At 67.4% G+C, this 19,630-nt stretch carries 22 protein-coding genes; 13 read left to right on the forward strand and 9 right to left on the reverse strand.

Annotated elements, in window-relative coordinates; all coding sequences use genetic code 11:
- Positions 1 to 61: 61 nt before the first annotated feature.
- Complete coding sequence (locus G6N07_RS01520; RefSeq protein ID WP_163784039.1) at positions 62 to 1,672, reverse strand: HNH endonuclease signature motif containing protein; 1,611 nt, start codon at positions 1,670 to 1,672, stop codon at positions 62 to 64.
- Positions 1,673 to 1,797: 125 nt separating this feature from the next.
- Positions 1,798 to 3,798: a prolyl oligopeptidase family serine peptidase gene (locus tag G6N07_RS01525; RefSeq protein WP_085192907.1), complete on the reverse strand. Its 2,001-nt coding sequence runs from the start codon at positions 3,796 to 3,798 to the stop codon at positions 1,798 to 1,800.
- Between the two features lie 129 nt (positions 3,799 to 3,927).
- On the opposite strand from G6N07_RS01525, the gene G6N07_RS01530 reads away from it, so the two are divergent.
- The 4 genes from G6N07_RS01530 to G6N07_RS01545 are packed head-to-tail and all read left to right on the forward strand — an operon-like array spanning position 3,928 to position 6,457.
- Positions 3,928 to 4,206, forward strand: a complete 279-nt coding sequence (locus tag G6N07_RS01530) for a putative holin (RefSeq protein ID WP_179959934.1) — start codon at positions 3,928 to 3,930, stop codon at positions 4,204 to 4,206.
- Positions 4,199 to 4,756, forward strand: a complete 558-nt coding sequence (locus G6N07_RS01535; RefSeq protein ID WP_085192909.1) for a hypothetical protein — start codon at positions 4,199 to 4,201, stop codon at positions 4,754 to 4,756. The genes G6N07_RS01530 and G6N07_RS01535 overlap by 8 nt, the downstream gene beginning before the upstream one ends.
- A gap of 34 nt (positions 4,757 to 4,790) precedes the next feature.
- Complete coding sequence (gene lpdA, locus G6N07_RS01540; protein ID WP_085192930.1) at positions 4,791 to 6,191, forward strand: dihydrolipoyl dehydrogenase; 1,401 nt, start codon at positions 4,791 to 4,793, stop codon at positions 6,189 to 6,191.
- Positions 6,188 to 6,457 carry a hypothetical protein gene (locus G6N07_RS01545; RefSeq protein ID WP_085192910.1) on the forward strand — a complete coding sequence of 90 codons (270 nt, stop codon included), beginning with the start codon at positions 6,188 to 6,190 and terminating at the stop codon, positions 6,455 to 6,457. The genes lpdA and G6N07_RS01545 overlap by 4 nt, the downstream gene beginning before the upstream one ends.
- Before the next feature lie 7 nt (positions 6,458 to 6,464).
- Here G6N07_RS01545 and G6N07_RS01550 read toward each other — a convergent pair whose 3' ends face one another.
- A complete protein-coding gene (locus G6N07_RS01550; RefSeq protein ID WP_085192911.1) occupies positions 6,465 to 6,998 on the reverse strand; it encodes a carboxymuconolactone decarboxylase family protein in 534 nt (177 codons plus the stop codon).
- Complete coding sequence (gene ramB, locus G6N07_RS01555) at positions 6,995 to 8,431, reverse strand: acetate metabolism transcriptional regulator RamB (RefSeq protein ID WP_085192912.1); 1,437 nt, start codon at positions 8,429 to 8,431, stop codon at positions 6,995 to 6,997. The genes G6N07_RS01550 and ramB overlap by 4 nt, the downstream gene beginning before the upstream one ends.
- Positions 8,432 to 8,608: 177 nt before the next feature.
- On the opposite strand from ramB, the gene G6N07_RS01560 reads away from it, so the two are divergent.
- The 3 genes from G6N07_RS01560 to G6N07_RS01570 all read left to right on the forward strand — a co-directional run bounded on the left by G6N07_RS01560 (position 8,609) and on the right by G6N07_RS01570 (position 11,888).
- On the forward strand, positions 8,609 to 9,388 hold the full coding sequence (locus G6N07_RS01560; RefSeq protein WP_085192931.1) for an acyl-[acyl-carrier-protein] thioesterase: 780 nt from the start codon (positions 8,609 to 8,611) through the stop codon (positions 9,386 to 9,388).
- 268 nt (positions 9,389 to 9,656) lie between these two features.
- Positions 9,657 to 10,943 (forward strand): isocitrate lyase, encoded by a 1,287-nt coding sequence (gene aceA, locus G6N07_RS01565; protein ID WP_085192913.1) that lies wholly within the window; start codon positions 9,657 to 9,659, stop codon positions 10,941 to 10,943.
- A gap of 84 nt (positions 10,944 to 11,027) precedes the next feature.
- Entirely contained in the window at positions 11,028 to 11,888 is an 861-nt protein-coding gene (locus tag G6N07_RS01570) for a 3-hydroxybutyryl-CoA dehydrogenase (protein ID WP_085192914.1), read from the forward strand.
- Here the strand turns inward: G6N07_RS01570 and G6N07_RS01575 are convergent.
- Positions 11,876 to 12,076, reverse strand: coding sequence for a hypothetical protein (locus G6N07_RS01575; protein WP_179959935.1), 201 nt, complete (start codon positions 12,074 to 12,076; stop codon positions 11,876 to 11,878). The genes G6N07_RS01570 and G6N07_RS01575 overlap by 13 nt on opposite strands.
- 128 nt (positions 12,077 to 12,204) lie before the next feature.
- Positions 12,205 to 12,912, reverse strand: coding sequence for a TetR/AcrR family transcriptional regulator (locus G6N07_RS01580; RefSeq protein ID WP_085192915.1), 708 nt, complete (start codon positions 12,910 to 12,912; stop codon positions 12,205 to 12,207).
- A gap of 95 nt (positions 12,913 to 13,007) precedes the next feature.
- Between G6N07_RS01580 and G6N07_RS01585 the strand changes: the two genes are divergently transcribed.
- The 6 genes from G6N07_RS01585 (at position 13,008) to deoC (ending at position 16,987) form a co-directional block, all read left to right on the forward strand.
- Positions 13,008 to 14,327 (forward strand): DUF445 domain-containing protein, encoded by a 1,320-nt coding sequence (locus G6N07_RS01585; protein ID WP_085192916.1) that lies wholly within the window; start codon positions 13,008 to 13,010, stop codon positions 14,325 to 14,327.
- A 94-nt stretch (positions 14,328 to 14,421) separates the two neighbouring features.
- Positions 14,422 to 14,943 carry a helix-turn-helix domain-containing protein gene (locus tag G6N07_RS01590; RefSeq protein ID WP_085192917.1) on the forward strand — a complete coding sequence of 174 codons (522 nt, stop codon included), beginning with the start codon at positions 14,422 to 14,424 and terminating at the stop codon, positions 14,941 to 14,943.
- Positions 14,936 to 15,547 (forward strand): heparin-binding hemagglutinin, encoded by a 612-nt coding sequence (locus G6N07_RS01595; protein WP_085192918.1) that lies wholly within the window; start codon positions 14,936 to 14,938, stop codon positions 15,545 to 15,547. Before G6N07_RS01590 ends, G6N07_RS01595 begins: the two co-directional genes overlap by 8 nt.
- A 42-nt stretch (positions 15,548 to 15,589) precedes the next feature.
- Positions 15,590 to 15,874 carry a DUF2516 family protein gene (locus G6N07_RS01600; RefSeq protein WP_085192919.1) on the forward strand — a complete coding sequence of 95 codons (285 nt, stop codon included), beginning with the start codon at positions 15,590 to 15,592 and terminating at the stop codon, positions 15,872 to 15,874.
- Between the two features lie 4 nt (positions 15,875 to 15,878).
- Positions 15,879 to 16,307 carry a DUF2599 domain-containing protein gene (locus tag G6N07_RS01605; protein WP_085192920.1) on the forward strand — a complete coding sequence of 143 codons (429 nt, stop codon included), beginning with the start codon at positions 15,879 to 15,881 and terminating at the stop codon, positions 16,305 to 16,307.
- The gene (gene deoC, locus G6N07_RS01610; RefSeq protein WP_085192921.1) at positions 16,307 to 16,987 is read left to right on the forward strand and encodes a deoxyribose-phosphate aldolase; all 681 of its coding nucleotides are present in this window, start codon (positions 16,307 to 16,309) and stop codon (positions 16,985 to 16,987) included. Before G6N07_RS01605 ends, deoC begins: the two co-directional genes overlap by 1 nt.
- 64 nt (positions 16,988 to 17,051) lie before the next feature.
- Here the strand turns inward: deoC and G6N07_RS01615 are convergent, their stop codons facing one another.
- The 3 genes from G6N07_RS01615 to G6N07_RS01625 all read right to left on the reverse strand — a co-directional run bounded on the left by G6N07_RS01615 (position 17,052) and on the right by G6N07_RS01625 (position 19,628).
- Positions 17,052 to 17,924 carry an LmeA family phospholipid-binding protein gene (locus G6N07_RS01615; RefSeq protein ID WP_085192922.1) on the reverse strand — a complete coding sequence of 291 codons (873 nt, stop codon included), beginning with the start codon at positions 17,922 to 17,924 and terminating at the stop codon, positions 17,052 to 17,054.
- Positions 17,921 to 18,736 (reverse strand): carbon-nitrogen hydrolase family protein, encoded by an 816-nt coding sequence (locus tag G6N07_RS01620; RefSeq protein ID WP_085192923.1) that lies wholly within the window; start codon positions 18,734 to 18,736, stop codon positions 17,921 to 17,923. The genes G6N07_RS01615 and G6N07_RS01620 overlap by 4 nt, the downstream gene beginning before the upstream one ends.
- Positions 18,737 to 18,824: 88 nt before the next feature.
- On the reverse strand, positions 18,825 to 19,628 hold the full coding sequence (locus G6N07_RS01625) for an SAM-dependent methyltransferase (RefSeq protein ID WP_085192924.1): 804 nt from the start codon (positions 19,626 to 19,628) through the stop codon (positions 18,825 to 18,827).
- Between the last annotated feature and the right edge of the window lie 2 nt (positions 19,629 to 19,630).

The raw sequence follows: 19,630 nt of genomic DNA on the forward strand, positions 1-19,630 counted from the left end.
GCTAGCCAGTAATACGTGACCCCGTAGGCCAGCGCGGGAATGAGAATTCATGCCGGGCTCTTCAGAACGGTGGCGGTCGTGGCGCGCTGGCGGTGTGGTCGGCCATCGCTCGCGCGGCGGCGCGTTGGGCGGCGTTGTGGTTGCGTTCGGCTTTGATGCGTGTGGTGTTCTGGGCGGCGCGGGTGCGTCGTCGTTTCGGCATCTTGGTGATGCGGTCGGGGTCGGGTGGGGGTGGGGTCGGCGGCGGTAGCTCGGTGGTGGTGGTGTTCCAGCGGGGGAACAATAGTCGGCTTGCTGGCACGGTGGTGTAGCGCTGGGCGGCTGGGGTGGTCCAGGTCACGGTGCCGTCGGGTGATTGTTCGTCGCGCCAGCCGTTCCAGAACGTTTTCCCCAGGTGGTGGGTGCGGCATGTGCAGTTCAGGTTGGAGGCGTGGGTGGGCCCGTAGGGCCAGGGCACGACGTGGTCGATATCGCAGCGTTGGGCAGGCACGGTGCAGCCGGGGAATCGGCAGAACAGGTCACGGGCGCGCACGAACGCGGCCAGCTTGGCCGAGGGGCGGTAGTGCGGTTCGGGATCGGCGCCGGGTAGCCAGAGTTGTTTGATCGCCGCGCCGCTGCGGATCGCCTCGGCCAACGCCGCGATCGGCAGGATCGTCACCCCGGGCAGCAAGGCCACGCCCGAGTCCTGGTCGCAAGGACGAGGATTAGGCACTTCCGGGTCGGGCTCGGGGTTTGGCTGGGGGTCGGCTACCGAGTCGGATCCCGGCGCCGATGATTCATCTTGACGAAACGGTCCGGGGGCGGGCTCGGCTCTGTGGGCCTGCTGGCTTTGTTGTGCGCGGTCCTCGGCGGCGATCAGCTGCTGGGCGGCCTCGACGGCGGCCGGATCAGCGATCACCGTGATGACGACATTGGAGCTGGTCGGCGCTGACGCCGGGCAGTCGGGTGATCCGCACCGGCAGGGTAGGTGATCGTGGCCTGAGACGATGGCGCCCACCGCGCATGAGCGCCGCTCGCCGATGGTGCGGGGGTCGTCGTCGCAGATCCCGGTGAGCATCGCGGTGATCCGGGCGGACAGCACCTCAGCGTCACAGCCGAGCAGCTGACCCCAGACCGTGACCAGCGCGTCGGGGTCCTGCAACGTCCCGATCCGGAAGTCGCGGGTCGTGAGGACCTGTTTGGCCCGGATGACTGCATCCGGGTCATACCGGTTGATCACCGCGTCGACCGCGCGGGTCAACCGTTCGTCGGACAACGGCCCCCACCGCTGCGCTTGGCCGGCCAGCGCGGCGTCGAGCAGCGCCAGCACCCGGGTGTCCTCCACCAGGCGGGTACGCCAGGTGATCTCGCAGATCAGCCGGGTGCTCAACCCGCCCTGCAGGTACAGCGCCGCGATCCGGGGCAGCCGGTCGCGCAACGCGACCGCGATCCGCATCTGCCCCGATGCCCGTTTGTGTCCGATGTTCAACGCGGCCCCGATCTCGGATGCCGCCGCAGCCCAGGAGTCGTAGACCCAGTGGTCATGTTCCTGGTCCTCGGTGACGCTCAGATGCGCCAGCTGCGCGATCGCGGCGAACTTCCGCGCCCCGGCCTGCGCCTCCTCACGCGCGGACTGCCCGATCGCAGCGATCAGCGCGGACTCGTCCAGCCCCGCGAACACAGTATCGAACATACGTTCGATGATACCGGGACCCACCGACCTGAACTATGTGGCCGGGTCGCCGGTTGTGGATAACTGCGGCCACCACGGGAAGGTTGTGGAGGCACGATTGTGCCCGCAATGCCACCGGTGAACGGCTACCCGCCCAATTTTCGCCACAGGAACTCGTAGATCAACGCCGCCCGGAAGGCCGCCTGCGAGTTGTCCGCGGCGCCGCCGTGGCCACCCTCGATGTTCTCGTAGTACTGCACCGGCTGCCCGGCCTCCTCGAGCGCCGCAGTCATCTTGCGCGCATGACCGGGGTGCACCCGGTCGTCACGCGTCGACGTCGTGATCAACACCGGCGGATATCTGCGCTCGGAGGAGATGTTCTGGTACGGCGAGTATTCGGAAATGAACTCCCAGTCGTCCGCGTCGTCGGGGTTGCCGTACTCGGCCACCCACGACGCCCCGGCCAGCAGCAGATGGAACCGGCGCATGTCGAGCAGCGGCACGCTGCACACCAGAGCCCCGAACAGGTGCGGGTACTGCGTCAGCATGATCCCCATGAGCAGTCCGCCGTTGCTGCCGCCCTGGGCGCCCAGCTGGTCGACCGTGGTGATGCCCCGTTCGACGAGATCGGCTGCGACCGCGGCGAAATCCTCACCGACGAGGTGGCGGCCCTCGCGCATCGCCTGGGTATGCCAGCTCGGCCCGTATTCACCGCCGCCGCGGATGTTCGCCAGCACGTACGTCCCGCCCCGCGACAACCACAACCGGCCCAACACACCGTCATAGCCGGGGGTCCTTGCCACCTCGAAACCTCCGTACCCGCCCAGCAGCGTCGGCCCGGGGGCCTGCTTGTGCCGGTGGTCGACCACGAAGTACGGGATCTTGGTGCCGTCGGCTGACGTGGCGAAGTGCTGGTCGACTTTCAGATCGGCGGCATCGAAGAACGAAGGGGCGCGCTTGATCTCGGTGAGCTCACCCCCCGCCGTCCCGTGCAGGAGGCGCGAGGGGGTGTCGAATCCGCTGGAGTCCAGGAAGATCTCTTCCCCGAGGTCGTCGGCGGCGACGACGACGGTGTTGGTGTTGTCGGGCAAGCCGGGAACGGGCTGCGAGGTCCACTCACCCGCGGTGTACACCTCGACCCGGCTCGCGACGTCGGCGAGCGTGACCACGACGAGTCGGTCTCTGGTCCAGGCATAGTGGTGCAGGCACGTGTGCTCATCGGGTTCGAACACCACCTGCAGTTGCTGTGTGCCGTTGCGGTATTCGGCGTAATGCGCGGCGAGCAGCGACCCCGCCCGGTACTGCTCGGTGCCGGTGTCCCAGTCGGAGCGCAACTCGATGAGCAACCAGTCCCGGTGCGCCGACACCGTGGCGTCGGTCGGGGCGTCGATGCGGCTCAGTTCGCCGTCACGCAGCTCGTAGACCTCGTCGTTGAAGAAGTCGACGGCGCGGCGCACCATGGTCCGCTCGAAACCGGGCGTGCGGTCCACCGACGCGGTGACGATGACGTCGGTCGCATCGCCGGAGAATACGGTTTCCGCCTCGGCCAACGGCGTGCCGCGGCGCCACCGCTTGACCAGGCGCGGATAGCCGGACTCGGTCAGTGCGCCGTCGCCGAATTCCGTGCCGACCAGGACGGTATCCTCGTCCTCCCAGCTGATCGCCGTCTTGGCTTCCGGGAGCTCGAAGCCGCCCTCGACGAACTGGCGTGATCTCATGTCGAATTCGCGCACGATCGCGGCGTCCGCACCGCCGCGGGAAAGGCTGACCAGCGCGCGGGAGTGGTCGGGGTCGAGGACGTCGGCGCCCGCCCACACCCAATTCTCGTCGTCGGCGCGGGCCAGCGCATCGACATCGATGAGCACCTCCCACTCCGGTTCCTCGGTGCGGTAGCTCTCCAACGTGGTGCGCCGCCACAATCCCCGTGGGTTGGCCGCATCGCGCCAGAAGTTGTAGAGATACCCGCCACGGCGCCGCACGTACGGGATGCGGGCATCGGTATCGAGCACCTCGAGCGCCTCGCTGCGCATCAGTTCGAAACGCTCACCGCCGAGGTCGGCCAGGGTCGGTTCGTTGTGCCGTCGCACCCAGTCCAGGGCGTCGTCGCCGGTGATGTCCTCGAGCCACAGGTACGGGTCGTCAGCCACTCGACCATTGTCGCCGGTCGCCGGTCAGCTCAGGTGGTGAGTCCCCCTTTCCACGGGGCGACCGATAATCGGGAGGCGCGCCGCGCGCGTGCACGGGTGACGGCGCCCGGCGGCGTTATCGTCGAATGCGTGATTCCGCTGCCCCGCCCCTGGCTGCTGAGCAGTGCGATGCTGGTCGGCGCCGCGGTCGGACTGGTCGCCGCCGTCACCTCGACGCTGCTCATCACGGCCACCGTGCGTCCCGACATCGTCATCGGGCTCGTCGTCGGCGTGCCGAGCATGGCCGGCGTGCTCATGATCCTGTGCTCAGGCCGACGCTGGGTCACCACGCTGGGAGCGTCCGTGCTGGCCATTGCGCCGGGCTGGTTGGGCGCACTGGCGCTGATCGAGGTGGTCAACGGTGGCTGACAACGGAAACGACACCGCCAAGGCCGAACACGCCGGGGGCGAGCCCACGTCGCCGTACCTGCCGACGTTCGACACCGGCGGGTTCGGCCACTTGGATCCGGTGACGCCGCTGGCGGGCAAGCCCGAACCCACGCTCACCCTCGACCGGGAGCCCGATCCGATCGCGTACCAGGCGCTCGATTTCGAACCGGACTCCGAGCCGATGATCGTTCCGCCCGCGCAACCGGTCGTTCTGCCCGGCTCCTACCAGTTCCTCAAGCGGTGGGTATTGGCGCTCGTGCTCGCCGCGGTGTGGGTGGTGGCGGCCGCCGCCGGCGCCGCCCTCTACTACTGGTGGGTCGGCGACCTGGACCCCGACAAGAGATGGCCCGTGTACACCGTGCTGGTGTACCTGCTCGGCTGCACGGTCGCCGGCCTGATCGTCGCCATGATCGCCAAGAAGCCGACCAGCTCCGCGTTGGCGATCGCGTTGGTGTCTGCACCGCTGGCATCCACCGCCGGCGCCGCCGTGCTCTACGGCGGCTACGTGTTCGGCTGGATCGCACGCTGACACAGCGGCCACGACCACTACTAGGGTGGTGAGGGTGACCCACTATGACGTCGTCGTTCTCGGAGCCGGTCCCGGCGGATACGTCGCGGCTATTCGCGCCGCCCAACTCGGGCTGAACACCGCAGTCGTCGAACCCAAGTACTGGGGCGGCGTGTGTCTCAACGTGGGGTGTATTCCCTCCAAGGCACTGTTGCGCAACGCCGAACTGGCGCACATCTTCACCAAGGAGGCCAAGACCTTCGGCATCGGCGGGGAGGCGACGTTCGACTACGGCGCCGCGTTCGACCGCAGCCGCAAGGTCGCCGAGGGCCGCGTCGCCGGCGTGCACTTCCTGATGAAGAAGAACAAGATCACCGAGATCCACGGGTACGGGAAGTTCACCGACGACCACACGATCGAAGTGGATCTCAACGAAGGCGGCACCGAAACCGTCACCTTCGACAACGCGATCATCTCCACGGGCGCCAGCACCAAACTCGTGCCGAACACGTCGCTGTCGGAGAACGTGGTCACCTACGAAGAGCAGATCATGGAGCGCGAGCTGCCCGGCTCGATCGTCATCGCGGGCGCCGGTGCCATCGGCATGGAGTTCGGCTACGTGATGAAGAACTACGGCGTCGACGTCACGATCGTCGAATTCCTACCGCGCGCGCTGCCCAACGAGGACGCCGAAATCTCCAAGGAGATCGAGAAGCAGTTCAAGAAGCTGGGCGTCAACATCATCACCGGCACCAAGGTCGAATCGATCAAGGACGAGGGGGGCGACGGCTCGGTCACCGTCACCGTGAGCAAGGACGGCAAGTCTCAGGAGCTCAAGGCCGACAAGGTGCTGCAGGCCATCGGCTTCTCACCCAACGTCGAGGGCTACGGCCTGGAGGCGGCCGGTGTCGAGCTGACCGAGCGCAAGGCCATCGGCATCGACGACTACATGCGCACCAACAAGCCGCACATCTACGCGATCGGCGACGTCACTGCCAAACTGCAGCTCGCCCACGTCGCCGAGGCGATGGGCGTCGTCGCCGCCGAGACCATCGCCGGCGCGGAGACGCTGGCGTTCGGCGACTACCGAATGATGCCGCGCGCCACCTTCTGCCAACCGCAGGTCGCCAGCTTCGGGCTGACCGAAGAGCAGGCCCGCGAAGAGGGCTACGACGTCAAGGTGGCGAAGTTCCCGTTCACCGCGAACGGCAAGGCACACGGGATGGGCGCCCCCGCCGGCTTCGTCAAGCTCATCGCCGACGCACGGTACGGTGAGCTGCTCGGCGGCCACCTCATCGGCCACGACGTCTCCGAACTGCTGCCCGAACTCACCCTGGCGCAGAAGTGGGACCTCACCGCCAACGAACTGGCCCGCAACGTGCACACCCACCCGACGCTGTCGGAGGCGCTGCAGGAGGCCTTCCACGGGCTTGCCGGGCACATGATCAACTTTTGAGAAACGAAGTCGTCGCCGGGGTCGGCGGATTCGTGCTCGGTCACATCCTGTGGCTGATCGGGATCTCGCTGGCCACCAACACCTCCGACGTCAGCAGCTGGGTGCTGGTGGTCGCCGCGGTGTCGTTCGTGGTGGGCGCCGCGCTTGGCTACCTCGGCTGGCGCAGGTCCCAGCGAAAGCAGCATGTGTGGTCGACGTTCATGTGGGGTGTGGCGGTCTCGCCGGTGCTGTTCTCGATCGTCGTCCTGGGCGTGACCTACCTCTAATCCCGGGTCAGTCCGGGAAGTCGAGCGGCACCCCAAGCGTGCTGATCGTCGCCGCCAGGCCGTCGTACTGCGCGACGAGCAGGCAGAATTCGATGAGCTGCTTCTTGGTCAGATGCCGAGCGAGGACTGCCCACGTCTGCGGTGACACACCTCGGGTGACGACGAACTCGTCAGTCGCGGTGATGAGCACTCGCTGCCGGTCGGTGAGGCCCTCAGCATCGGGACCCTGGAAGATCCTCGCCTGCAGGTCGGCGTTGACCCCACGGCTACGGGCCAGGCGACGGTGCTGTTGCAGTTCGTATTCGCACTCACGCAGATGGGCCACCCGCAGGATGACGATCTCCGCGTCCTGGCGCGACAGCTTGCCGAATGCCAGCAGCATGAGAGCCTGCGGCCCCCAGGCCAGGAACAGCAGCGGGTGCTGGCCCAGCACGTCGACGAGAGAGAACCGCGGGGCGCGGATGGCGCGGGCGCCGGCCCTGGAGATCACCCAGTTCAGCGGCCCCAGTTCCCAGAATCCGCCGGGTGCGATGCGCGTCATGGCTGCTTCACCAGGTAAGGCGAGACCGTGGACCGGTGCTCGTCGAGGTCGAGGGCGCGGCCCAATGCTGGGAATGCCCGCTGCGGGCAGTTGTCTCGCTCGCAGACGCGGCAGCCGGCCCCGATGGGCGTCGCTCGGACATTGGGACCACCATTCAAATCCAATCCCTCGGAGTAGACCAGCCGTTGTGCGTGGCGCAACTCGCATCCAAGACCGATCGCGAACGTCTTACCCGGCTGACCATAGCGTGACGCGCGGCGCTCCACCGTCCGCGCCACCCACATGTAGTTGCGGCCGTCGGGCATCTGCGCAATCTGCACCAGGATCTTGCCCGGGTGGGCAAAGGTCTCGTAGACGTTCCACAGCGGGCAGGTGCCGCCGCTGGACGAGAAGTGAAAACCGGTCGCTGACTGGCGTTTCGACATGTTTCCCGCGCGGTCGACCCGGACGAAGGAGAATGGCACCCCGCGCATCGACGGACGCTGCAGCGTAGACAGCCGGTGCCCGATCGTCTCGTAGCTGACCTGATAGAACGCCGAGAGCCGTTCGACGTCGTAGCGGAAGTTCTCCGCGACGTCGTGGAACTGCCGATAGGGCAGCACCGTTGCGGCGGCGAAGTAGTTGGCCAGGCCGAGGCGGGCCAGGGTGCGCGACTCGTCGCTGGTGAACATGCCCTCGTCGACCATCGTGTCGATGAGGTCGCCGAATTCCAGGTAGGCCAGTTCGGCGGCCATCTTGAACACCTGCTGACCGGCCGATAGGTGGGTGCTCATCTCGAGTGTCTTGCTGCCCGGTTCGAAGCGGTGCAGCACCGTGTCCCCGAGGTCGATGCGCCGCACGATGTGGACGCCGTGCACAGTCGACAGGCGGTTGGACAGCTCGCCGGCGAGGTCGCCGCGGTGCATGCGCATGCGGACGGTGAGGTCTTCGGCCGCGGTGTCGAGGTCGTGCAGATAGTTCTGCCGCTGGTAGAAGTAGTCGCGGACTTCCTCGTGCGGCATGGAGATCGACCCGGATCCGGAACTGTAGCCGCTGCCGTCGCTGAGGCGGTCCTCGGTCGCGGCGGCCAGCTGCGCGGTGGTCAGCCGGTAGCGGCGGTGCAGGTTCACCATGGCCCGGGCGAGTGTCGGATGCGCCATGACCATGTCGGCGATCTCCGACACGTCGACCTCGACGCCCAGTTCCCGGTCCATCGCCACTTCGCGAAGTTCGGCGACGAGCCGCGTGTCGTCTTGGGAGGCGAAGAAGGTGGCGTCCACGCCGAACACCTCGGTGATGCGCAGCAGCACCGCGACGGTCAACGGGCGGACATCGTGCTCGATCTGGTTGAGGTAGCTCGGCGATATCTCGAGCATCTGCGCCAGGGCTGCCTGGCTGTATCCGCGTTCGTTGCGAAGCTGCCGGATGCGCGACCCCACGAACGTTTTCGCCATGTCAACCAGCGTAACAACAGTGCGAATAACGGCCTTTGCAGTCTTCACATACCTGGTGCTGTGGCAGTATCGGGGCGCCCGGCACGAACGCGCGAGCCAGGTAGTCAGGAAGGACCAGAGGTGACCGGCACGACGCCAACAGGCGGGTCCACAGGCAGCACCGGACTGAACAAGACCATGATGCCCGTACCGGATCCGCACCCCGACGTCTTCGACACCGGCTGGCCGCTGCGGGTCGCCGATGTCGACCGCACCGGGCGGCTGAAGTTCGACGCCGCGACGCGTCATATCCAGGACATCGGCACCGACCACCTGCGTGAGCTTGGCTACGAGAAGACCCACCCGCTCTGGATCGTGCGCCGCACGATGATCGATCTGATCCGTCCCATCGAGTTCCAGGACATGCTGCGGCTGCGGCGCTGGTGCTCGGGGACGTCGAACCGGTGGTGCGAGATGCGGGTACGCATCGACGGGAAGCGCGGTCGCGGCCTCATGGAGTCCGAGGCCTTCTGGATCAACATCAACCGGGAGACCCAGGGGCCGGCGCGCATCAGCGACGACTTCATCGCCGGGTTGCAGCGCACCACCAACGTCGACAGGCTGCGTTGGAAGGCGTACCTGAGTGCCGGCGCACGCGACGACGCCCACGAGATCCGCGATTACCCGGTCCGGGTCAGCGACATCGACATCTTCGACCACATGAACAACTCGGTGTATTGGTCGGTGGTCGAGGAATACCTCCACAACCATCCCGAGCTGCTGCAGGCGCCGCTGCGGGCGACCATCGAACACAACCTCCCGGTGGCGCTCGGGGACAAGCTGGAGATCGTCTCGCACGTTCATCCGCCCGGTTCGACCGAAAAGTTCGGCGCAGATCTGACGGACCGGACTGTTACAACGCTCACATATGCCGTCGGTGAGGAGACCAAAGCCGTCGCCTGTATCTTCCCGCTATGACGTTCCCGGTTTAACAGTACGGGCGTACTGACCAGCGGAAACAGGTTACCGGCCAGTAGCTACTGAACCGGTCAAGCCGTTCAGGACTTCGCAACATTTGCAAGTTCCGCGGGTGTCTTGGCAAAAATTCACGATTGAAACGGGTGGACCTGCGGTTATGGCGTAGGGCATCCTCGAATTAGCAAGGCAGTGAATCCCTGCGGGTGTTAACAAGCCGGGAACTCCGGCCGCGCCGGCAGCGGTGCAAGTAAACGAAGGAGCTCGACCCATGTCGACCGTTGGCACGCCGAAGTCCCCCGAAGAGATCCAGAAGGACTGGGACAGCAATCCCCGCTGGAAGGGCATCACCCGCGAGTACTCCGCAGCAGACGTAGTCGCCCTCCAGGGCAGCGTCGTCGAGGAGCAGACGCTGGCCCGCCGCGGCGCCGAGGTGCTGTGGAACCAGCTGCACGACATGGAGTTCGTCAACGCCCTCGGCGCGCTGACCGGCAACATGGCCGTCCAGCAGGTCCGTGCCGGCCTGAAGGCCATCTACCTGTCCGGGTGGCAGGTTGCCGGTGACGCGAACCTGTCCGGCCACACCTACCCAGACCAGAGCCTCTACCCGGCCAACTCGGTGCCGCAGGTGGTCCGCCGCATCAACAACGCGCTGCTGCGCGCGGACGAGATCGCCAAGGTCGAAGGCGACACCTCTGTCGAGAACTGGCTCGTCCCGATCGTCGCCGACGGTGAGGCCGGCTTCGGTGGTGCGCTCAACGTCTACGAGCTGCAGAAGGCGATGATCGCCGCAGGTGTCGCGGGCTCGCACTGGGAGGACCAGCTGGCCTCGGAGAAGAAGTGCGGCCACCTCGGTGGCAAGGTGCTGATCCCGACCCAGCAGCACATCCGCACGCTGACCTCGGCTCGCCTGGCCGCCGACGTCGCCGACGTGCCGACCGTCGTCATCGCCCGTACCGACGCCGAGGCCGCCACGCTGATCACCTCCGACGTCGACGAGCGCGACGAGCCGTTCATCACCGGTGAGCGGACCAAGGAAGGCTTCTACCGGGTGCGCAACGGCATCGAGCCGTGCATCGCCCGCGCCAAGGCATACGCGCCCTACTCCGACCTGATCTGGATGGAGACCGGCACCCCGGACCTGGAGCTGGCCCGCAAGTTCGCCGAAGGCGTGCAGGCCGAGTTCCCGGACCAGATGCTGGCCTACAACTGCTCGCCGTCGTTCAACTGGCGCAAGCACCTCGACGACGCCACGATCGCCAAGTTCCAGAAGGAACTGGGCGCGATGGGCTTCAAGTTCCAGTTCATCACGCTGGCCGGCTTCCACGCCCTCAACTACTCGATGTTCGATCTGGCCTACGGCTACGCCCGCAACCAGATGACCGCCTACGTCGAGCTGCAGGAGCGCGAGTTCGCCGCCGAGGAGCGCGGTTACACCGCGACCAAGCACCAGCGCGAGGTCGGTGCCGGCTACTTCGACCGGATTGCCACCACCGTGGACCCGACCAGCTCGACCACGGCGCTGACCGGTTCGACCGAAGAGGGACAGTTTCACTGATCGCCTGATCGGCACAGTTCACAGCGCAGGCCCCGCCCAGAAGTGTTGGGCGGGGCCTGCCGCACGACAGAAGGAAGTTCAGCAGTGAGCAATCCGATCGAACGAGTAGGCGTCATCGGCGCCGGGCAGATGGGCGCAGGCATCGCCGAGGTGTCGGCCCGCGCCGGTGTCGACGTGCTGGTCTTCGAGACCACCGACGCGCTCGTCACGGCCGGCCGCAACCGGATCACCAAATCGCTCGAGCGGGGTGTGAGCGCGGGCAAGGTCACCGACCGGGAGAAGTCGGCGGCGCTGGCGAAACTGAGCTTCACCACCGACCTCGCCGATATGGCCGACCGTCAACTGGTGATCGAGGCGATCATCGAAGACGTGGCGGTCAAGAGCAAGGTGTTCGCCGAGCTCGACGAGGTCATCAGCGACCCCGATGCGGTGCTGGCGTCGAACACCTCCAGCATTCCGATCATGAAACTCGCTGCGGCGACGCGGAATCCGGGCCGCGTGCTGGGCCTGCACTTCTTCAATCCGGTACCGGTGCTGCCACTGGTGGAACTCGTCGGCACGCTGGTGACGTCGGATGCGGCAATCGAGCGGGTGGAGCGGTTCGCCGGCGATGTGCTGGGTAAGCAGGTGGTGCGCTGCAGCGACCGCTCCGGTTTCGTGGTGAACGCGTTGCTGGTGCCGTATCTGCTGTCGGCGATCCGGATGGTGGAGGCGGGCTTCGCGACGGCCGAGGACGTCGACAAGGCGATCGTGGCCGGGCTCTCTCATCCGATGGGTCCGCTGCGGTTGAGCGACCTGATCGGCCTGGACACCATGAAGCTGATCGCCGACGCGATGTTCGACGAGCTCAAGGACGGCCACTACGCGCCGCCGCCGCTGCTGCTGCGCATGGTCGAGGCCGGCCAGCTGGGCAAGAAGTCGGGCCAAGGCTTCTACACGTACTGAGCGCCGAGCGCACTGTTGTTGAGCACCGCCACCGTGACGATCGACGCGCCGCCGTCGACGATTTCGTGCTCGAAGGCGTTGATCTCGTCATAGTTCGCACCCCACACGTCCGGCCGGACCAGGCGCCCTCCTCGGTGGGCTGCTCCCACAATGGGTTTGACGATGCCGCCGTTGCCCGCGGTGTCCATGCCCTGCAGGAATTAGCAGTACCGAATGGGTGTCGCGGAGGAGTCGCTGTCGGCCACCTTGTCGCCCGGACCGAACCGGAGGTGGACATGTGGATCGTGTGACCACGGTGCCGGATCGTGTTCCCGGCTCATTGCTCCATCGATCGGCGAGGCAGGATCGGGGACGGGTGCGGTTCGGAACGGAACTTCTCGAGCGACCCGCCCACTTCGACGATGCCGCACAACGCACTCCACGACAGCATCGTCAGGTAGTCGATGAGCTCGTCGGCGCTCATCCGTGGATGCGACATCCACGAGTGCGTGGCCAGCTGCACGCCGCCGACGATGTGGTAGGCCCACGGCTCGACGCCACCGGTGTCCATCCCGGCCCCGGCCATCCGGCGGCGCAGCATCACCGCGAGCATGCGGGCGATGATCCGCTCGGAGTCGGCGACGGCCTTGCTTTTGCTCGCCGAGTTGTTCACCATCACGAAGCGGTACGGCTCGGGCTCGTTGGCCACGGTCTCGACGTAGACCTTGATGATCTCGCGGGTCAGGTCGTAGCCGTCCAGGTTCGACATCAGCGCGGCGGCCATGTTGGGGATCAGCGTCGTCTGGGCGAACCGCATCATCACCGCGGTGGTGAGGTCGTTCTTGTCGACGAAGTAGCGGTACAGGACGGTCTTGGAAACACCAATCTCCGCGGCGATCTCGTCCATGCTGACGTTGCTGCCCCGGCGGCGGATCGCTTCGAGGGTGCCGTCGACCAATTCATTGCGACGCTCGACCTTGTGCTGGTGCCAGCGCCGCTTCCGACCATCGGTCTTGACCGCCAAAGGCGGGGTCTGTTGTGTCACTATCCCCGTAGTCCCGTTCACTAGTCCGTCTCGATACTACGGCGGATGGGCGTCGACAGCCGCGTCGGAGCGCACTGCCGATTCACCGATGGCGGATGATGGAACCCGTGGTACCTACACAGCGGTCCGAACGGCCCAGCTTCGCCGAGGCGATAGCGGGCGCGGACTCGGCCGCCGACGCCGAACGCCGTCGCGGCCTGCGGCGCATGAAATCCGTCGCACTGGCCTTCCTGCTCAGCGCCACGGTGATCTTCCTGCTCTGCACCTGGGCACAGTCCCAGGGGGCCGCCCCGTGGGTCGGGTATGTGCGCGCCGCCGCGGAGGCCGGCATGGTGGGTGCACTCGCCGACTGGTTCGCGGTCACCGCGCTGTTCCGGCACCCACTGGGCATCCCGATCCCGCACACCGCGATCATCAAACGCAAGAAGGACCAGCTTGGCGAGGGTCTGGGCGAGTTCATCCGAGAGAACTTCCTGTCGCCGGAGAATGTCGAGACCAAACTGCGCGACGCCGAGGTTGCAGGCCGGTTGGGCAAGTGGCTGGCTGAGCGGTCGCACGCCGAACGCGTCGCCACGGAAGCCTCCAACGTGCTGCGGGTGCTGGTGGAGATGTTGCGCGACGAAGACGTCCAGCAGGTGCTCGACCGGATGATCGTCAAGCGCATCGCCGAACCGCAGTGGGGGCCGCCGGTGGGTCGGGTGCTCTCGCAGCTGCTGCATGAGGGCCGCCAGGAAGCGCTGATCCAGTTGCTCGCCGACCGGGCGTTCGAATGGTCGCTGAACGCAGGAGAGGTCATCGAGCGGGTCATCGAGCGCGACTCGCCGCAGTGGTCGCCGCGCTGGGTTGACCACCTGGTGGGGGACCGGATCCACCGCGAGCTGATGGACTTCACCGACAAGGTGCGCCGCAACCCCGACCACGAACTGCGCCGGTCGGCCACCAAGTTCCTGTTCGAGTTCGCCGACGATCTGCAGAGCGACGAGGCCACCATTCAGCGCGCGGAGAACGTCAAAGAGCAGATCATGGCGCGCGACGAGGTGGCGCGGGCGGCCGAGACGGCGTGGGGCGCCGCCAAGCGCATCATCCTGGAATCGGTCGACGATCCGTCGTCGACGTTGCGCGCGCGGATAGCGGACTCCGTCATGCGCATCGGAGAGAGTTTGCGCGACGACGCCGAACTGCGCGACAAGGTGGACAACTGGGTCATCCGCGGTGCGCAGCACGTGGTCGGCGAATACGGCGCCGAGATCACCACGATCGTCACCGACACCGTCGAGCGCTGGGATGCCGACGAGGCCAGCAGCCGCATCGAGCTGCACGTCGGCCGCGACCTCCAGTTCATCCGGATCAATGGCACCGTGGTCGGGTCGCTGGCGGGCCTGGTCATCTACTCGATAGCTCAGCTACTGTTCTGACCTGCGCTAGCTAGCGCTTGCAACAGTTAGCACCCCCGCGTACGGTTGACGATGTCGTCGATCGGATGCTCGTGTTTCGAGGGGGTCGTCACCCATGTCGCAGGACGAGAATCTTGCCGCTGTGGTGACCAACGCCGCGCAGGACATCGGAAGTTTCATCCGGAGCCAGCGAGAAGCGGCGCAGGTGTCGGTGCGGCAGCTGGCCGAGAAGGCGGGGGTCAGCAACCCCTACCTCAGCCAGATCGAGCGGGGATTGCGGAAACCGTCCGCCGACGTGCTCAACCAGATCGCCAAGGCGTTGCGGGTCTCGGCCGAAGTGCTCTACGTGCAAGCCGGGATCCTCGAACCCAGCGAAGCCGGACAGGTCCGCGACGCCATCATCAACGACACGGCGATCACCGAGCGGCAGAAGCAGGTGCTGCTCGACATCTACACCTCGTTCTCCCGGCAGAACGAGGTAGCCGACAGTGAAGTAGTAGCCGACAGTGAAGTAGTAGCCGACAGTGAAGTAGACGAGGAGCCGACGACTGAAGACGAACAGAGCAATGGCGACCCGATCCAACGCACACGAGAAAGCACACCTCAAGATCCCGGAAAGGACATTCAACATGGCTGAGAAGAACCCCCAGGTCGACATCGAAGACCTCAAGGCCCCGCTGCTCGCCGCGGTCGGCGCCGCCGACCTCGCGCTGGCCACCGTCAACGAGATCGTCGCGAGCCTGCGTGACCGCGCCGAAGAAGCGCGCTCGGACGCCAACAGCCGCGTCGAAGAGAGCCGAGCCCGCATCACCAAGCTGCAGGAAGAGCTTCCGACACAGGTCACCGAGCTCCGTGAGCGGCTGACCGCCGACGAGCTGCGCCGCGCCGCCGAGGGCTACGCCGAGGCCGCGCAGAGCGCCTACGCCAAGCTCGTCGAACGTGGCGAAGCCGCACTCGAGCGCCTGCGCAGCCAGCCCGGCCTCACCGACGCCGCCAACCGCGTCGAGAGCTACACCGACCAGGCCGTCGAGCTGACCGAGCAGGCCCTGGGCAACGTGGCGACGCAGACCCGTGCCGTCGGGGAGCGCGCCGCCAAGCTGGTCGGCGTCGAGCTGCCGACGAAGACCGAGCAGGTCGCCGAGCCGGTCGAGACGGCCGCCAAGAAGGCGCCGGCGAAGAAGGCCCCCGCCAAGAAGGCTCCGGACAAGAAGGCTCCGGCCAAGAAGGTCACCCAGAAGTAAGTCGGATTCGACCACAGCAGGACGCCCGCATAGGGTGGTGAGGTGATACTTGCCGACCTTGCGGGCGTCATCATCCTGGGTCTCGTCCTCATCGTGTTGGTCGTCGGCGTGTACTCCTTCGTCCACGCCGCGATCCAGCGCCCCGACGCCTACACAGCGGCCGGGAAACTCACCAAGCCGGTATGGCTGGCGATCCTGGGCGGCGGTGTGCTGATCCTCCTGCTGTTCCGCGACGCGTTCGGCGCCGCGGTCTGCGCCTGTGCGGCTGGTGTCTACCTCGTCGATGTGCGGCCCAAGATCCTCGAGATCCAGGGAAAGTCGCGGTAGCTCGGTGCGCATCTCTGTCGCCGCCGTGACGGCGGCTCTGTTGCTGCCCCTCTCGATGGCCCTGCAGGTCGCCGCTGCACCCGTCGCCTCGGCGCAACCCGCCCCACCGCCGCCGTACATCGACCGCGTCACGTGGGCGAAGTGGGGCGACCTGTCGAGCCTGCGCGTCTATCCGACGGCGGCGGGCAGGCAGGCTGCCGGCCAGGTAGCCACCGCCGTCGAAGCCGACCACGCCTGGGCGGAGGTGCTCGCCGCCTCACCTGAGGCCGCGATTCCCGGTATGCGCGAACAGTTCGACTGCCACTGGCAGTTCGCCGAGTTCGCGGCACCAGGGAAGAGCAGTTGGAACCTCGAGCCGTGGCGGCCGGAAGTACCCGTCGAGCAGATGCTCGCCGCCGGATGCAATCCCGGCGGTACCGAAGAGCCGTTCTGATGAGCAGGTGGACCCGCGAACGGGTGGCCGCACTCGTCGACCACACGCTCCTCAAGCCGGAGGCCAGTGAGGGCGACGTCGCGATGCTTGTGCAGGAGGCCGAGGAACTCGGCGTCTACGCGGCCTGCGTGTCCCCGTCGATGGTGACCGCCGCCGTTCATGCCCGCCCCTTCACGGCGAAGATCGCGGCCGTGGTCGGCTTCCCGTCCGGTAAGCACCTGTCGGCCGTCAAGGCGCACGAGGCCGCGCTCGCCGTCGCCGCGGGTGCTGAGGAGATCGACATGGTGATCGACGTCGGAGCCGCGCTGGCCGGTGACATGGAGGCGGTGCGCGCCGACATCGCCGCGGTGCGCGCCGCGATCGGCGAGGGCACCGTGCTCAAGGTGATCGTGGAATCGGCCGCGCTGCTCGAACAGGGCGGGCGTGACGTGCTGGTGGACACATGCCTGGCCGCCAAGGCCGCCGCCGCCCAATACGTCAAGACCTCCACGGGCGTCCACCCGTACGGCGGGGCCTCGGCGGGTGCGGTCGAGATCATGGTTGCGGCGGTCGGGCCGCAGGTCGAGGTCAAGGCCAGCGGCGGCATCCGCACCGCCGCCGACGCGATCGCGATGCTCGACGCGGGTGCGACCCGGTTGGGCCTTTCGGGCACCCGCGCCGTGCTCGACCACCTGGGCTGACCTCAGAGCCCCCGTTACCTCAGGTCCCGTTAGCTCAGCCCCCGTTAGCTCAGCCCCCGTTAGCTCAGACCCCGTTGAAGCAGGGGTCCTCGCTACCCTTGGGGATCGCTGCGTTCTGTGTCGAGAACAGCGCCGTGATACCGGTCTCGGTCACCTCGATGCTCTGCGCCTTGATGTCCATCGGATAGTTCTCCGTCAGCCCGGCGGTGAATGCGTTCAGCGCAGGCTGCACGGCCTCGCGCGGCAGCGTGAACCCGAGCCCGGTCAGCTCCTGGACCTGTAGCGTGATGCCGCCGTTGGACACCTCGGGTTTGGCCGTGATGTGGCCGAGCGCGCCCTCGAGCTCGATGGTGCCGCCCGACGGGTTGGTGCTCACCCCGGTCAGGAAGCTGCCGAACAGCGGGATCGCGTCCTGCACCGTCTGGGTGATGCCCTCCGAGGACCAGGTGATGTTCGCGGCCAGCGAGCCGATGCTGCCACTGGAGTTCGCGGAGTCCTGCAGACGGACATCCTCGATGTCGATGCCGACCTTCATACCTTGGGCGTTGCGGATCTGGTTACCCGCCGTCTCGATGTTGATGTTTGTGTAGTGGCCGGTCATGTGCTGCAGCAGGAACGGCGGCATCGCGCCGAACGATGCCGTGGCCTGATCTTCGACGATGCAGGACACCACCCGCGAGACCACGTCGTCGGCGCGGTTGCGCGCGTACAGTTCGCCACCGAGCAGACCGGCCGCCATGAGCGCCACCACGACGACGACGGCTAGCACGATCGACAGCGGATCGCTGAACATGTCCTTGACCTTGGCCGGCACCGAGCCGCGTTCCTTCGGCGGTTCTGCGCCGGCACCGGGTGCCGACGGCGGCGCACCCTGCGGGAACGGCGGGGAAGTAGGGACTGGCTGCTGGTCGGCCGGACGGGCCCAGGGATCAGTCACGCCCGCGATTCTGCCGTACCGGGTGAGTGGGCTTCCGCGCGGTTGCTCAGCACCGCGATGGTCTCGCGCACCGTGCGTGCGGCGTCGAGGTCGAGGTCGGCGACCAGTAGCTCGGGCTCGGCGCCTGCGCTGACCACCACGTCACCGGTCGCCGATGCGACCAGGCTGCCGCCGATCCCGGTCGGTCCGGAGGCGGCCACCTCGTCATCCGGGTAGGCCTGGTCGACGGCGGCCAGGTATCCGGTGGCGTCCAGCGCGCGGGCACGCGCCAGCAGTGTCCACTGGTCGAGCTTCCCCGGGCCGGCACCCCATGAGGCGTGCACGGTGATCAGCTCGGCACCGCGACGCGCCAGCTCGACGTAGAGCTCAGGGAAGCGGATGTCGTAACACGTCGTGAGGCCCACCACGACACCGCCGACGGTGATCGTGACCGGCTCCGAACCCGCTGCGACAGTGCGGGATTCGCGGAAACCAAACGCGTCGTAGAGGTGGATCTTGTGGTAGTGGCTGTCCACTCCGCCGCCGGTTGCGAGCAGCGTGTTGAGGACCCGACCATCGCCGCTGGGGGTGAACATCCCGGTGACGACGGTGACGCCGGCCCGGTCGGCGATCGACCTCACCGCCGTCGGCCACGGTCCGTCGAGCGGTTCGGCGACCGGTGCCAGCGGGACGCCGAACCGGCACATCGTCGCCTCCGGGAACAGCACGAGTTCGGCACCGGCGTCGACAGCCCGACCGGTGAAGTGCTCCACCACCTCGAGATTCGCCGCAGGGTGTGTGCCCGCGGCGATCTGTGCGCACGCGATCCGCATGAACTCAGCCTACGGGCGCGACCCGGCCCTATGGCGCGCCCGCCGGCGCGACCCGGCCCTATGGCGCGCCCGCCGGCGCGACCCGGCCCTATGGCGCGCCCGCCGGCGCGACCGTCGCCCACGGCACGGTGAGCACCCCGTCGCGCATCCGGCGTCGCGGCGGCTCGACCGCAAACCCTTCGCCGGCGAGCAGATCGAGCATCGCGCGCCAGCGGATCCGCGGGCCGAACACGCCGTGGCCCGCCGCGCCGGCCCATGCCCGGTCGGCGGCGGCGAGCAGCCCGTGGATGCGCTGACCGGCCACGTTGTGGTGGATCAGCACCTTGGGCAGGCGTTCGGCGAGATCGGACGGACGCGCGATGGCGAATGGATCGCAGGCCAGCGTGAAGCTGACCGGGCCGACGGCGTCGAGCAGCACCCAGGCGCAGCGGCGCCCGAGCTCGTCGCAGGTGCCGTCGACGATCAGCCCGCCCGGCGCCAGCCGGCTCTGCATGACTCCCCACGCCCCGGCGACGGCGTCGACCGGGTACTGGCGCAGCACGTTGAACGCGCGCACCAGCACCGGCCGCAGCCCGGCCAGTTCGAAGCCACCCAGCGCGAACTCCACGTCCGTCGCCGCAGCGGCGCGGGCGGCAGCGACCCGCCCGGGGTGGATCTCCAGGCCGACCACCCGCGCGTCGGGGCGCACCGACCGCAGCCGCGACGCGAATTCCAGGGTGGTGACCGGCAGCGCGCCGTAGCCGAGGTCGACGACGAGCGGTTCGGCGGCCGACAGCAACGCGGTGCGGACCCGCGCAGAGTGCACCAGCCAGCGATCGCTGCGGCGTAGCCGGTTGTGGCCGGTGGTGCCCCGGGTCGGAACGCCGATCGGGGTGGTCGGACGGTGCGTCATCG

The sequence above is a fragment of the Mycolicibacterium doricum genome, assembly GCF_010728155.1.
Taxonomy (GTDB): Bacteria; Actinomycetota; Actinomycetes; order Mycobacteriales; family Mycobacteriaceae; genus Mycobacterium; species Mycobacterium doricum.